Source organism: Rhodospirillales bacterium (genome assembly GCA_016710335.1).
GTDB lineage: Bacteria > Pseudomonadota > Alphaproteobacteria > Rhodospirillales > Defluviicoccaceae > JADJXQ01.
Map to the genome: position 1 here is coordinate 345,288 of JADJXQ010000003.1, position 13,293 is coordinate 358,580.

Below are 13,293 nucleotides of genomic sequence, written 5' to 3' on the forward strand. Positions count from 1 at the left end.
CGCGAATCGCCGCGACCTGACGCGTCGGCTACCTCGGCAGCAGGTCGGCGACCAGGCCGTCGATGTGGGCGGAAATGCCGGCGTCCTGTAAGGCGCGGCGGACCCTTTGGCGGGCGCGGACGAAATAAAGATCGTCCGGCAGCGGGAGCAGGCTGGCGAGGCGTTCGGCCTCGAGGGCGGCGTTCATCAGTTCGATGTGCAAAGCCTCCGTCGGGTCGAACATCGGGATCGGCAGCTCAAGGATCAGCTTGTCGACGTCCCGTGCGCCGAAGCGCCCGCGCGACTGCAACGCCATGATGCGCCGGCGAACCGTCTCGCTGTTGAGGATGCCGACGACGTAGAGCGCCTCGGAATGGCGGCGCATGGCGGCCCAGTACAGCTTGTGGTCGATCACCGCGCGGCGGTCCTCGACGATGGCGGCAGCCAGCATGATGCCGGATTTTGCATACACCACGCGCACCGGCGCCAGCGGCTTCTGCCGGTGCAACGCGTCCATGTAGTCCCATCGTTTCTGCAACGACATGTCGCCGCGGCCGTTTTCGCGCCACAGCCGTTCGGCGGTGTCGAGCCAGCGGGCCAGGCCGGGATACCCCCGTTCCTCGGCGACCGCGGCATTGAGGATGGCGTCGGCGCCGGGCGTGTCCTCCATGGGTATGACCGCCTCCACCGGGCGCAACAGCCGGAACGGCAGCACCGTCTCGCCCAGGTAGAGCGGCCGCAGGAATTGCGCCTCTACTGCGTGGCGGAGGGGCGGCAGTGTGCTCCACGGCCGCTTCTCAAGGCTGCCGGTGCGGCTTTCCACCAGCGGGATCGCAGGGTTGCTGCCGAGCCGGCCGGTGCGGACGCGCTCCACCACGCACAACCGGCGCGGCACCATGGTCGCCCCCTGGCGGAACACCCGACGATAGGGAGACGCCCCCGTCAGCGCCGCCCCGCCGGGCCAGCCAATCTCGGCACTGACCAGGCACATCTCCGCCTGCTCCGGCGACGCGTCCCGATCGGGCAGCCGGCCGGCGAACGCCGAGATGGTCTTGGGCAGCGCTCCGGCCGCTTCCCGGCGAGCGAACATGACCGCCGACGGCATCGGGAACATCGGCTGCACCTGCTCGTCGAAAGCCCACGCCTCGACGAAGCGAACGTCCGACCCGCCGAAACGGCCGCTGCGGAAGCCTTCATAGGGCGCGCGGTTGAAGGCGCCGTACGGCATGACGAACGCCGCCATTCCGCCCGGCTTGAGGTAGAGTTCGGCGCATCGGAGGAAAAAGTAGGCGGAAAGATCCTGGTGCGGCGCCAGCTTGCCGCCGCTCCAGAAGCCGCGCTTGGAGGTCTCCTCGCGATAGCGCTTCTGAAGCCGCGTGGACATGTGGCGGTAGGTGAGCCAAGGCGGGTTGCCGACCAGCACGTCGACCCGCTGCGACGGCGACGACAACCAAACCGGTCTGCTGATATTGCGCGCCACATAGCCCCACACGTGGTTGCGCCCGGCCCGGGCGAGGGCGCGGAAGTGGCGGTAGGTGTCGACCAGGGTGTCCAGATCCTGATCCGAGCCCAAACCTTCGCGGCTGAACCAGGCGCGGAATGAGTCGGTCGATGCATTGCGGTCGCTCAGGTTCATCATCGTGGCGACGGTGTCGTCGAAGCGCGCCGGATCGTTTGCGAGGGCTGCCGGGAATCGCAACTCCCGGCCGTCCGGGACGGAGATGACGAAGTCCTCGTGGTTGACCGTCTGGCGCCGGTTCCATTGCAGCGAGTCGCCGAGATAGACCGGCACTGCGACGCGCTCCGATCGCGCACTCAGGCACTCCTCGCCGAGGGCAAGCAGATAGGTCACCCGGGACACGAGGACCGCGACTGGATGTACGTCGATGCCAACCACCCGCTCGAGACAGTGCTTGAGGGCCTCGCCCGGGGTCAGCCGCGCGTCATCCGCGGCCTCCATGAAATGTCGAACCGCGTGGAACAGAAAGCTGCCGGAGCCGCAGGCCGGATCCAGCACCCGCTTGTTCAGCGGATCCTCGATCGCCCGCTCGCAGATCAGGGCGGCCAGCCAGTCGGGGGTGTAGTACTCGCCCAAGTCATGGCGTTGCTCCGGATCGATGAGGGATTCGTAAAGCATCTTGAGAATGTCATGATCCACGTCTTCGAGGCGAAAGCGCGCCACCTGACGCGCCGTGCGTGCGACGAAGTCGGCGCCTCCGGACGCGTGCATCACCCAGTCGAAAAAGTCCGACTCGACCGCTCCGGTGATCCCGGCCTGATCGAAGGCGCGGCCGGAGAGCAGGTCCGCAGGTTCCGGCAGCGGGATCGCCAGAACCCGGGTGGCAATGGTCTTGGCGACGATGGTGAGGTAGGTGTGCTGAAGAAACAGCTCGCCTGCGTCGACCGAACTGCCATAGACCATCTCCAGCAAGTCCGCCCAGAGCCGGCGTTTCAGCTCGACTTCCGGGAGTGTCCCGACCTCTTCCCACAGCCGGGAAAGGGTGGTGAGGGCGCGCCTGCAGGCGAGACTGTCGCGTCCCAACTCGACCTTGACGACGTCCGGGCGCGGCAGCAGGTCGGGTTGCAGCGAGACCGCGGCGTCAAGCCACAGCAGCAGCCCGGCGGGGTCTTCGGCGGACGTCGTGTAGCCCGGCAACGCCACGAGGCGTCCCTCCTCGATCTCGTACGGCTGGAACTCTGCGCCGTCCGTGGCGATGCCGATGAAACGCTCGCCGGTCTCCAATTCCCGCTGCGGAAGGTAGCGGCCGAGTTCCTCCTCGGCGCTGGCCCGCTCCCGGCGAAAATCCCGCTTGAACTCGAAGACCGTCTGGCCGAGCAGCGCGTCGAGGCGGCCGCGAACCTCCGGTAACGGTTTTTCGAACGTGATGTCGGTCGAGTTTGCGCCGAGGCCGTAAACAAGCAACTCGAACATCAGCGCGCGGATCTTTTCGTGACCGGGGCGGCTCGCCAGTTCGACAACGATCTCGGTCAACCGCCGCGCCGAAAGCGCCATGCTGCCCTTTCCCGGTGATGGCGATCGCGGCGAACCGGCCCCGTCGGGACAGGAAGCGTATAACTCGCTGTTGAGTCGGACCCGAACAACGCGCGCGATCCGCGAAACTTGTTGGCACGTCACGCATAGGACAATTCCCGGAGCCGGGCAACACGGGCAGTCGGCGATCGGCTATGGCCGACACCGGGCTTCGCTGATCGACGCCCTCTCGGGGAGCAGGTTCCGGGGCCCGCGATGCGCCATTTGTATGACGGCCGAGTGAATGATACGATGACAAAAATGAACGCCGGAAAACGGGAGGCGTGGTCGTGGAGGAAAAAAATAGTGTCTGATGTCGTATTCCTGCTCCGACTGGAACATCGGAACATGAGCCAGCTGTTGTCGGTCGTGGAGCGCCAGCTTTCCTGCCTGCAAGAGCGGGGCCCAATGGATCATGAGTTGATGGAGTCGATCCTCGGGTATTGCTTGACCTATCCGGACGAGTGCCATCATCCGAAGGAAGATCTGATTTACCGCCGACTGGCCTTACGCGATCCGGCGGCGGCCGACGCGGTCGGCGATCTCGAGGCGCACCATGCCGAACTCGCCGCGCTGACCCGCGCCTTCGCCGATGCACTTGCGGCCGCAGAAGACGACGAACCGGGGGCGCAGCAACGCACGGAGTGGCTGGGTCGGCAGTTTCTGGCCGGGTATCGCGACCACATTGCCATGGAAGAGGGGGTGTTTTTTCCGCGGGCGCTTGCGGCCTTGTCGGAGAGGGATTGGGAGGACATCGAGTTCGACGTGTTCGATACCCGCGATCCGCTGTTCAGCGAGCCTACAGAGGTTCGTTTTCGTAACGTGCGCGATCAGATCCTGGCCGAGAGCGTCGTCACGGCAGCGACTGCGCTCAGGTAGTCTCAGGTAGTCGGCCCGGCTCCAGCAGTCAGCGCTTTTGACAGCGGCGCGACGCCCGTCTAGAACCGGCCGGCAGGGGCCGGTGGGCGCCTGAAGCGCGCCGGTGGGCTTTAAGAAAATTCGGGCAGACGGAATGACGGTCGAGACGCCCTCCGGCAAAGATGCCGGCTATGAGAACTTTCCCGTCGGTTCGTGGTTGCTGCCATCGCACCTTCGTCCCCACGTTGCGGTGTTCTATGCATTCGCGCGCGCCATCGATGACATTGCAGATGACCCGCATCTGGCTGCAGACGAGAAGGTCCGGCGCCTGGACATATTCAAGACGGCCCTCGAGGACGGACGAAGCGGCGGCGTGGATCTGGCCAAGGCTCACGCGATGCACCGCACGCTGGTCGAGACGGGAATCGCGCCGCGCCACTGCCTTGACCTCCTGAGCGCCTTCACGCAGGACGCCGTGAAGCTGCGCTATCGGGATTGGGACGACCTCATGGATTATTGCCAACGCTCGGCTGCGCCGGTCGGGCGCTTTCTGCTTGACCTTCACGGCAGCGACGCCGGCGATTACGGTCCGGCCGACGCGCTCTGCAACGCCCTCCAAGTCATCAACCATCTCCAGGACTGCCAGGAGGACTACAGGGCGCTCGACCGGGTGTATTTGCCCGAGGACTGGATGAAGGCGGCAGGCGCCGCGGTGGCGGACCTGGATACGGACCGGACGTCACCGTCGTTGCGTGTTGTCCTCGACCGTTGCCTGGATGGTGTGGACGCCTTGCTGAAGGAAGCGCGGACGTTGCCGGCGGTGCTCACCAGCCGGAGGCTTGCCATGGAATCGGCGGTCATCCTGGATATCGCCCATGCCTTGGTCGCGCGGCTGCGGCGCGGCGACCCGCTCGCCGGCCGCATCCGGCTGGGCCCGGCGGAGTACGCGGTGTGTTGCACCCGCGGCGCCACCGCGGCGCTGTTCGGCTGACATGACCGATCATGGGATGCTCAGTCTGGCGATCGCCGGCTCGGCGCTTCTGTCCCTCTGCGGCTGGGTGTATCTCCTCGTCGAACGCGGCGGTTTCTGGAAGGGCGAGCAGAGGCTGGAGACGTTGCAGATCCCAGATCCGGCGGTGTCCGGCGATCCGCCGGAGGTGGTCGCGATCATTCCGGCGCGCGACGAGGCCGCGACCATCGAGCGGGCCGTGTCGTCGCTGTTGCGCCAGGACTACGCGGGCCGGTTCACGGTCGTGGTCGTCGATGATCACAGCGTCGATGGGACCGCCGAGGCGGCGCGGCAGACCGGCGACTGCGGCCGCGTCATCGTACTCTCCGCAATGGCCCTGCCGCCGGGCTGGACCGGGAAGTTGTGGGCGGTGGAACAGGGGGTCGCGTGGGCGACGCGGGAACGGCCGGATCTCCGCTATCTGCTGATCACCGACGCGGACATCGACCACCACCCGCAAAGCCTGGGGCGCCTTGTGGCAGTGGCCGGAGCGCATCGTCTGGATCTCGTCTCGCTCATGGTGCGCCTCCACTGCGGCAATGCCTGGGAGCGGGTGCTGATCCCGGCGTTCGTGTTCTTTTTTCAGAAGCTCTATCCGTTCGGCTGGGTCAACGATCGGGCGCGGCGCACCGCCGCTGCTGCCGGTGGGTGCATGCTGGTGCGGGCCTCCGCGCTCGCCGCGGCCGGGGGAATTGCGCCCATCCGCGACCGGCTGATCGACGACTGCGCGCTCGCCGAACGGCTCAAGGGGAACGGCGCCATCTGGCTGGGGCTCACCAGCGGGACGCGAAGCGTGCGCGCGTATCGTCGGCTTGGCGAGATCTGGGCGATGGTGGCGCGCACCGCCTATACTCAACTCGGCCATTCCTTCGCGGCGCTGACGGGGACTGTCGTCGGCATGATCGTTCTCTACGTCGTTCCTCCCATGGCCGTTGCGTACGGACTGCTGGTCGCCGACGTCCCGGCCCTTGCCGCCGGCGCTGCGGCGTGGGCGACGATGACCTGGATGCTGCGCCCGACACTGACGCTCTATGGACTGCCGGCGTGGCGGGGGATGCTGCTGCCGGTTGCGGCAGCGCTGTTCACGATGATGACGGTGGACTCGGCGCGGCGTCATTGGCTCGGCCGCGGCGGCGCCTGGAAAGGCCGAACCTATGGCGCCTATAAAATGCGGGCGCGCGGATGATCACGACGTCCGGCGAGGACGCCGAAGAGGCTAGCGGGTATCGAGACGCTGCGGCGCGCAATGCCGACGATTGGGCGGTCGTCGAGACCGTCGTTCGGAGTTCCGGCACATCGTTCTATTGGGCGATCCGGCTGCTCCCGATCGAGAAGCGGCGCGCCATGTTCGCGGTCTACGCGTTCTGTCGCGACGTCGACGATATCGCAGACGAACCGGCGCCGGTCGCAATCAAACGGGCGCGCCTGCAGGCGTGGCGGATGGAGATCGACGGCGTGTTCAGAGGAACGCCGCGCACCCCGTTGGCGCGAGCGCTGGTCGAACCCGTAAGCACCTATGATCTTCAGGAGAACGACTTCCTCGCCGTCATCGACGGCATGGAGATGGATGCGGCGCCGCGGGTGCGCATCCGGGACGACGCGGAGCTGGCGCTTTACTGCGAACGGGTCGCCTGCGCCGTCGGCCGGCTCTCGACGGCGGTGTTCGGAGCCGATCGGGAGACGGGTCGGCGGCTGGCAGCGGCGCTGGGCTCCGCGCTTCAGCTCACCAACATCCTCCGCGATCTGGACGAGGACGCGCGGCGCAACCGCCTCTACCTGCCGGCGGACAGGCTGTGTGCCGAGGGGATCGATGTTGGCGACGATCTTGCCGCGGTGCTCGCTCATCCGGGAGCGGTGCGGGTGTGCGACCGGCTGGCGGGCTTGGCAGTTGAGCGGTTCGCCGAGGCGAAGGCACTGCTCGCGGACTGCGAGACGCGGGCCATGCGCCCGGCGCGGGTGATGATGGAGGTCTATCGGCGCACCCTCGACCGGTTGATGGCTGGACGCTGGCCCGGAAGCGCATCCGGCAGCACCAGGCGCGTCACCCTGTCCAGGCCGGAAAAGCTGTGGATCGCGGTCCGCTACGGACTGATTTAGAGTATGGAGCCGGGCGCCGGGTGCGTGCACGTGATCGGCGCGGGGCTAGCCGGCCTGGCGGCCGCCGTGTCGCTCGCCGGCGCCGGTGTGCCGGTCATCGTGCACGAAGCCGCAGGCTACGCCGGCGGCCGCTGCCGCTCGTTCTACGAAGCCGGCCTCGGTTGCCGCATCGACAATGGCAACCACCTATTGCTCAGCGGCAACAGCGCGGCGTCTGCGTATCTGCACACGATCGGCGCAGGCGGTGCGCTGACGGGACCGGCGCGGGCGGCGTTCCCGTTCGTTGATCTGGCGACCGGAGAGCGCTGGACCGTGGCCCCGAACGCGGGGCGCATTCCGTGGTGGATTTTCAGCCCGCTTCGGCGGATCCCGGGGACGCGCCCACGAGAGTACCTCTCCGCCCTGCGTCTGGCGCGCGCCTCGGACACGGAGACGGTGAGGGACTGCGTCGGCGACGACGGCGCGCTGTTCAGGCGGTTTTGGGAACCGCTGACCTTGGCGGCGCTGAACACGTCGCCAGAAGACGGGGCGGCGCTTCTGCTGTGGGCAGTTGTTCGCGAAACTTTCTTCCGCGGCGAGCCCCACTGCCGGCCCCGCATTGCCCGCGATTGCCTGGCCGCGGCGTTCGTCGATCCGGCGCTGCGCTACCTGGCGGACCGCGACAACTGCGTTCGACTCCGCAAGCGGGTCCGCGAGATCGGATACCAGGATGGGCGTGCGGTCGGGCTCTCGTTCGCGGATGGCGAAGCGATCAGGTTGAGCGGCAGCGAATCAGTCGTCGTCGCGGTGCCGCCCGCCCAGGCGGCGGACCTCGTGCCGGGCATTGTGACGCCGCTCGGCAGCCGAGCCATCGTCAACGTGCATTTCCGCGTCGCCCAGGGCCAGCGGGCGTCGCCGGTAATCGGCGTCATCAACGGCCTCTGCCACTGGATCTTCGTCCGCGACGGCATGGCGTCCGTGACCGTCAGCGCCGCAGATGCTTTGGCCGAGCGCCCGAACGTCGACATCGCGCGCCGGACCTGGGCCGAGGTGTCGCGGATCCTGACGGGTGCTGCCGGACCGGACGCGCCGCTCCCCGCCCATCGCATAATCAAGGAAAAGCGCGCCACGTTCGCGCAAACGCCGTCCAACCTCGCTCGCCGCCCGGGGCCCACGACCCGCTGGAGAAACCTGTTCCTGGCCGGTGATTGGACGGCGACCGCCCTGCCGGCGACCATCGAAGGCAGCATCCGCTCCGGCAACACTGCGGCACAAGCGGTCAGCCATGCGCGGCAAATGCTTGACAGAACGAGCCCTTCCGACGCAACAAGCGCGATTGGGGTATCCGAAGAGATAAACCGCGACGCTGATAAGCGCTGCGCGCGGCGCTCGTGACGACGGGGACGTGGAGATGAGGATCGCTGAACGGGCGATGGTGAGCGAGGCCGGTCTGGGCGGGGCGCTTGAGCAGGCCGTGGAGCGCGTTATCGGACAGGCGGCGCTGTGGCTCACGGAACGGCAGGCCGACGATGGGCACTGGGTGTTCGAGTTGGAAGCCGACGCCACCATTCCCTCCGAATACATTCTCCTTAACCACTACCTCGGCGACATCGACGACGACACCGAAGGCAGGCTGGCCACCTACCTGCGCAGGCGCCAGGGGTCACACGGCGGCTGGCCGCTGTTCCACGGCGGGGACATCGACATCAGCGCCACGGTCAAGGCGTACTTCGCCTTGAAGCTGGTCGGCGACGATCCCGAGGCGCCCCACATGAAGCGGGCGCGGGACGCGGTGCTGGCCCGCGGCGGCGCCGCCCGGGCCAACGTGTTTACGCGGATCGCCCTCGCGTTGTTCGGCCAGGTGCCGTGGCGGGCGACGCCGATCATCCGGCCGGAGGCTATGCTGTTGCCGCGCTGGGCTCCGTTTCACCTGGACAAGGTGTCCTACTGGTCGCGCACCGTGATGGTGCCACTGTTCGTGCTCGCCGCCCTCAAGCCGCGGGCCCGCAACCCGCGCGGCGTCGACATCCGCGAACTGTTCGTGGTGCCGCCGGAGGAGCATGTCGACTACCTTACCAATCCCACCGGCCATTGGGTCGGCAGCGGCATGCTGATGCTCGACGGCCTGGCGCGCAAGCTGGAGCCGTTGTTGTTCCCCAAGGCACTCGAGCAGAAGGCCATCGACCGCGCCATGGCGTTCGTGAAGGAGCGCCTTAACGGCGAAGATGGGCTGGGGGCGATTTTCCCGGCGATGGCCAACGCTGTCATGGCCCTTGATGCGCAGGGCTACCCGCACGACCACCCCGAGTTCGTGACGGCGCGACGCGCCATCGACAAGCTCCTGGTGTTCCGCGATGACGAAGGATACTGCCAGCCGTGCCTGTCTCCCGTTTGGGACACCAGCCTCGCCCTCCATGCGCTTCTGGAAGTCGGGTGCGGCGAGGACGATCCGGAGATCGCCACAGCGGCGGCATGGCTCCGAGACCGCCAGGTCTTGGACCTGGACGGCGATTGGACAGCGAGCCGACCTGACGCGCGCCCGGGTGGCTGGGCCTTCCAATATGGAAACGCCCACTATCCGGATGTGGACGACACGGCCGTTGTCGTCATGGCGCTGCACCGTGCCCGCCACGAGGACTCGCGCGAGGCTGTTGAGCGGGGCGCGGAATGGGTGCTGGGGATGCAGAGCCGGAATGGTGGCTGGGGCGCGTTCGACGCCGACAACGAGCACTATTACCTGAACAACATCCCGTTCGCCGACCACGGCGCCCTGCTCGATCCGCCGACCGCGGACGTGACGGCGCGCTGCCTCGGCATGCTCGCCCAGCTTGGCTACGAGCGGGACCATCCGGCGGTCGCGCGGGCGGTGCGGTGGCTCATCGATCAGCAGGAGGACGACGGATCGTGGTTCGGCCGTTGGGGCACGAACTATGTCTATGGCACCTGGTCTGTACTATCGGCCCTCAATGCCGTCGGTGAGGACCTGGAGGCGCCCCATGTGCGCGCTGCCGTCGAGTGGTTGAATGTGCGCCAGCGCGATGACGGCGGCTGGGGCGAGGACTGCTCCAGCTACTGGGCGGAGCGCCGGAACGATCCCGCCAATGTGAGCACGCCGACCCAGACCGCATGGGCGCTGCTCGGGCTGATGGCCGCCGGCGAGATCGATTCCGATGCGGTGCACCGTGGTGTCGCCTACCTGTTGTCGGCGCCGCGCGAAGGCGGCGCGTGGGCCGAGCGGTACTACAACGCGGTCGGCTTTCCCAAGGTGTTCTACCTCCGCTATCATGGTTACAGCGCCTATTTCCCGTTGTGGGCGTTAGCGCGGTACCGCAACCTCCGTCTCGCCAACGCCAAGACCACCATGTACGGGATTTGACGCGCGTCGGCGTCATCACCGGACTCGCTGCCGAGTCGGCCTGCGTCCTCGGGCGACATGATGGCAAATCGAACCTCCTCGTGGCCTGCGCCGGCGCGGACGCGGAGCGCGCCGGGGAGGCGGCTCGCAGGCTGATCGGTGAAGGCTGCAAGGCTCTTGTCGGCTTCGGGGTGGCCGGCGGACTGGCGTCGGATCTGGCGCCTGGGGCGGTGGTCGTCGCCGATGGCGTGGTTACGCCGGACGGGCGTCGCCTGGAGGTCGACGAGCACTGGCGGCAGCGCCTCGGTTGCCGAATCAGCGCCCGGATCGGCGCACGCGGCGGCACGATCGTCACCGTAGTCGACGCGGTCACCGACAGCGCATGCAAGCGGATGCTTGCGGCGCGGACCGGATCTGTTGCCGTCGATATGGAGAGTTACGCCATCGTCCAGGTGGCGACCGGCGCCGGCGTGCCGGTCCTGATCGTGCGGGCCATCGCCGATCCGCTGGACCGCGCACTACCGGCATGGCTGCCAATCACGATCAGAAGAGATGGGACGACAGATCTGGCGGTGGTGGCGAAGCAGTTGTCCCGGCGGCCGTGGGAGATTGCCCAACTGATCCGGGTGGGTCTGGATTTCCGACGAGGGTTGAGCGCGCTACGCCGCGTCGCCGCGGATGCGGGGCCGCTCTTCCACTTCACTCGATAGCCGCTTGACCAACCCCTCGAACACGAAATCGGCCGGGCGCTGACCCTCCAGGTCGATGTCCGGCGCCATCGGCCCGTCTGTGCGCGGACCCAGCAGTGCGACCCTGAGCGCCTTGAGCGGGTGGGAGATGGTGTCGTTGACGGCGGTCGGCTCGTACCCGCAATGCACCATGCAGTCGGCGCATTTCTCATAATTGCCGGTGCCGTAGCGGTCCCAGTCGGTGTCCTCGATCAACTCCCTGAAGCTGCCGGCATAGCCCTCGCCGAGCAGGTAGCAGGGCCGCTGCCAGCCGAACACGTTGCGGGTGGGATTGCCCCAAGGCGTGCAGCGGTAGGACTGGTTGCCGGCCAGAAAATCGAGAAACAGGATGGACTGGCTGAACTGCCATCGGGTCCCGTTCCGGCGCTTGAAGACGTCGCGGAACAGCTGTTTGGTGCGGGTGCGGTTGAGGAAGTGTGCCTGGTCGGGCGCCCGCTCGTAGGCATAGCCGGGGGACACCGTGATTCCTTCCACGTCCAGGGAGTTGGTGCAGAAGTCGAAGAACGCGGCGACCTCCTCGGCGGTCATGGTGTCGAACAGGGTACAGTTGACGTTGACGCGGAAGCCTTTCGCGCGGGCGGCGCGGATGGCGGCAACGGCGCGCTTGAAGGTGCCGGGCTGGTTCACTGCCTTGTCGTGCTCGGCTTCCAGTCCGTCCAGATGCACAGAGAAGGTGAGATACGGCGTCGGCGTGAACAGGTGCAGCTTCTTTTCCAGGAGCAACGCGTTGGTGCAGAGGTAGACGAACTTCTTGCGGGCGACGATCCCGGCGACGATGGCCTGGATCTCCTTGTGGAGGAGGGGCTCGCCGCCGGGGATGGAGACCACCGGGGCGCCGCATTCGTCGACCGCCTGCAGGCATTCATCCACCGACAGGCGGCGGTTGAGGATGGAGTCCTCGTAGTCGATCTTGCCGCACCCGGGACAGGCGAGATTGCAGCGGAACAGCGGCTCGAGCATGAGCACCAGCGGGTAGTGCGTCTCGCCGGCGAGCCGCTTGCGGACGACGTAGGCGCCGACCCGCGCCATCTGGATGAACGGGATGCCCAAGACGCGATGCTCTAGGTGCGGACGGCACTGACGGCAGCGCGATCAAGCTCGCGCGGCAACTTGAATTGCATGCTCTCGATGACGCCGTCCAGTTCCTCCACCTGCACGTCTCCGTACGCGCCAAGCGCCACGATGAGGTCCTGTACGAGGCGTTCCGGGGCGGAGGCGCCGGCTGTAATGCCGATCGTCTCGATTCCCTCCAACCAGTCCGGCTCGATCATCGAAGCGTCGTCGATGAGATAGCTGGGAATTCCCATCTGCACCCCGATCTCACGGAGGCGGTTCGAGTTGGAGCTGTTCTTGGCGCCGACGACCAGGAGCAGGTCGACCCGCGCCGCCACTTCGCGCACCGCCTGCTGCCGATTCTGCGTTGCATAGCAGATGTCGCGGACGTCCGGACCGGCGATGTGCGGAAAACGCTCCTTCAGCGCCTTGATGATGTCCCGCGTATCGTCGACGCTGAGCGTCGTCTGCGTGACGTAGGCGACCGGCGCCTCAACCGGTATGGTCAGCGCCCCAACGTCCTCCCGGGTGGACACGATGTGCACACCGCGGGGAATCCGCCCGCGCGTGCCTTCCACCTCCGGATGGCCGGCGTGCCCAATCAGGATGACCTCCCGCCCGCGCTGGGACTGGTTGCGCCCTTCCTTGTGCACCTTGGAGACCAGCGGGCAGGTTGCGTCGATGACCGGCAGCGCCCGCTGGCGCGCCTCCGTCTCCACCGCCTCCGAGACGCCGTGGGCGCTGAACACGGTCACGGCGCCGTCTGGCACTTCCTCCAACTCTTCGACGAACACCGCGCCCTTGGCGCGCAAAGAATCGACGACGTGGCGGTTGTGGACGATCTCGTGGCGCACGTAGACCGGCGGGCCGTAGAGCTGTAGCGCGCGCTCGACGATCTCGATCGCCCGTTCCACCCCGGCACAGAAGCCGCGCGGGTTGGTCAGAATGACACGCAGCGTCCGGGTTGACATGGGCAGGCCGGTTTCAGTTGATATTCTCGTCGGGACCACACCATAGGCAGCTTTGCGCGGCGGTCAAACAGAGAATGTGCATGGATTTTGTATGGTTATCGGCGCGCGCCGCAGCCGTGGCAGCGTTTCGGTTGTCGCCTGAGGGCCGGCGTGCTATCGCACCCGGCGTTGCGGGCGCCGTTGATAGACCAACGTTGGCCCGCCCGCGAACC

General features: G+C 67.1%; 10 protein-coding genes. 7 read left to right on the forward strand and 3 right to left on the reverse strand.

Going from position 1 to position 13,293, the window contains the following annotated elements:
• Positions 1-28: 28 nt before the first annotated feature.
• Complete coding sequence (locus tag IPM60_07400; protein ID MBK8907720.1) at positions 29-2,992, reverse strand: N-6 DNA methylase; 2,964 nt, start codon at positions 2,990-2,992, stop codon at positions 29-31.
• A gap of 324 nt (positions 2,993-3,316) precedes the next feature.
• Between IPM60_07400 and IPM60_07405 the strand changes: the two genes are divergently transcribed.
• From IPM60_07405 to IPM60_07435, 7 genes are all read left to right on the forward strand, one after another.
• Positions 3,317-3,889, forward strand: a complete 573-nt coding sequence (locus IPM60_07405) for a hemerythrin domain-containing protein (protein MBK8907721.1) — start codon at positions 3,317-3,319, stop codon at positions 3,887-3,889.
• 133 nt (positions 3,890-4,022) lie between these two features.
• On the forward strand, positions 4,023-4,859 hold the full coding sequence (gene hpnC, locus IPM60_07410; protein ID MBK8907722.1) for a squalene synthase HpnC: 837 nt from the start codon (positions 4,023-4,025) through the stop codon (positions 4,857-4,859).
• A 16-nt stretch (positions 4,860-4,875) separates the two neighbouring features.
• Positions 4,876-6,063 carry a glycosyltransferase gene (locus IPM60_07415; protein MBK8907723.1) on the forward strand — a complete coding sequence of 396 codons (1,188 nt, stop codon included), beginning with the start codon at positions 4,876-4,878 and terminating at the stop codon, positions 6,061-6,063.
• Positions 6,060-6,974, forward strand: coding sequence for a presqualene diphosphate synthase HpnD (gene hpnD / locus IPM60_07420; protein ID MBK8907724.1), 915 nt, complete (start codon positions 6,060-6,062; stop codon positions 6,972-6,974). Before IPM60_07415 ends, hpnD begins: the two co-directional genes overlap by 4 nt.
• Before the next feature lie 3 nt (positions 6,975-6,977).
• Positions 6,978-8,348, forward strand: a complete 1,371-nt coding sequence (locus IPM60_07425) for an FAD-dependent oxidoreductase (protein ID MBK8907725.1) — start codon at positions 6,978-6,980, stop codon at positions 8,346-8,348.
• Between the two features lie 37 nt (positions 8,349-8,385).
• On the forward strand, positions 8,386-10,329 hold the full coding sequence (shc, locus tag IPM60_07430) for a squalene--hopene cyclase (GenBank protein MBK8907726.1): 1,944 nt from the start codon (positions 8,386-8,388) through the stop codon (positions 10,327-10,329).
• Entirely contained in the window at positions 10,326-11,018 is a 693-nt protein-coding gene (locus IPM60_07435) for a phosphorylase (protein MBK8907727.1), read from the forward strand. The genes shc and IPM60_07435 overlap by 4 nt, the downstream gene beginning before the upstream one ends.
• On the opposite strand, the gene hpnH is transcribed toward IPM60_07435, so the two are convergent.
• Both hpnH and ispH read right to left on the reverse strand, forming a co-directional pair.
• The gene (gene hpnH, locus IPM60_07440) at positions 10,968-12,107 is read right to left on the reverse strand and encodes an adenosyl-hopene transferase HpnH (protein ID MBK8907728.1); all 1,140 of its coding nucleotides are present in this window, start codon (positions 12,105-12,107) and stop codon (positions 10,968-10,970) included. The two genes, IPM60_07435 and hpnH, sit on opposite strands and share 51 nt — an antisense overlap.
• Positions 12,108-12,118: 11 nt before the next feature.
• Positions 12,119-13,081, reverse strand: a complete 963-nt coding sequence (ispH, locus tag IPM60_07445) for a 4-hydroxy-3-methylbut-2-enyl diphosphate reductase (GenBank protein ID MBK8907729.1) — start codon at positions 13,079-13,081, stop codon at positions 12,119-12,121.
• Between the last annotated feature and the right edge of the window lie 212 nt (positions 13,082-13,293).

What these genes read in the sequence shown, in the direction of transcription:
- IPM60_07400 (MBK8907720.1), bottom strand. Translation starts at nt 2,992, where the DNA reads ATGGCGCTTTCGGCGCGGCGGTTGACCGAGATCGTTGTCGAACTGGCG.
- hpnC (MBK8907722.1), top strand. Translation starts at nt 4,023, where the DNA reads ATGACGGTCGAGACGCCCTCCGGCAAAGATGCCGGCTATGAGAACTTT.
- IPM60_07415 (MBK8907723.1), top strand. Translation starts at nt 4,876, where the DNA reads ATGCTCAGTCTGGCGATCGCCGGCTCGGCGCTTCTGTCCCTCTGCGGC.
- hpnD (MBK8907724.1), top strand. Translation starts at nt 6,060, where the DNA reads ATGATCACGACGTCCGGCGAGGACGCCGAAGAGGCTAGCGGGTATCGA.
- IPM60_07425 (MBK8907725.1), top strand. Translation starts at nt 6,978, where the DNA reads ATGGAGCCGGGCGCCGGGTGCGTGCACGTGATCGGCGCGGGGCTAGCC.
- shc (MBK8907726.1), top strand. Translation starts at nt 8,386, where the DNA reads ATGGTGAGCGAGGCCGGTCTGGGCGGGGCGCTTGAGCAGGCCGTGGAG.
- ispH (MBK8907729.1), bottom strand. Translation starts at nt 13,081, where the DNA reads ATGTCAACCCGGACGCTGCGTGTCATTCTGACCAACCCGCGCGGCTTC.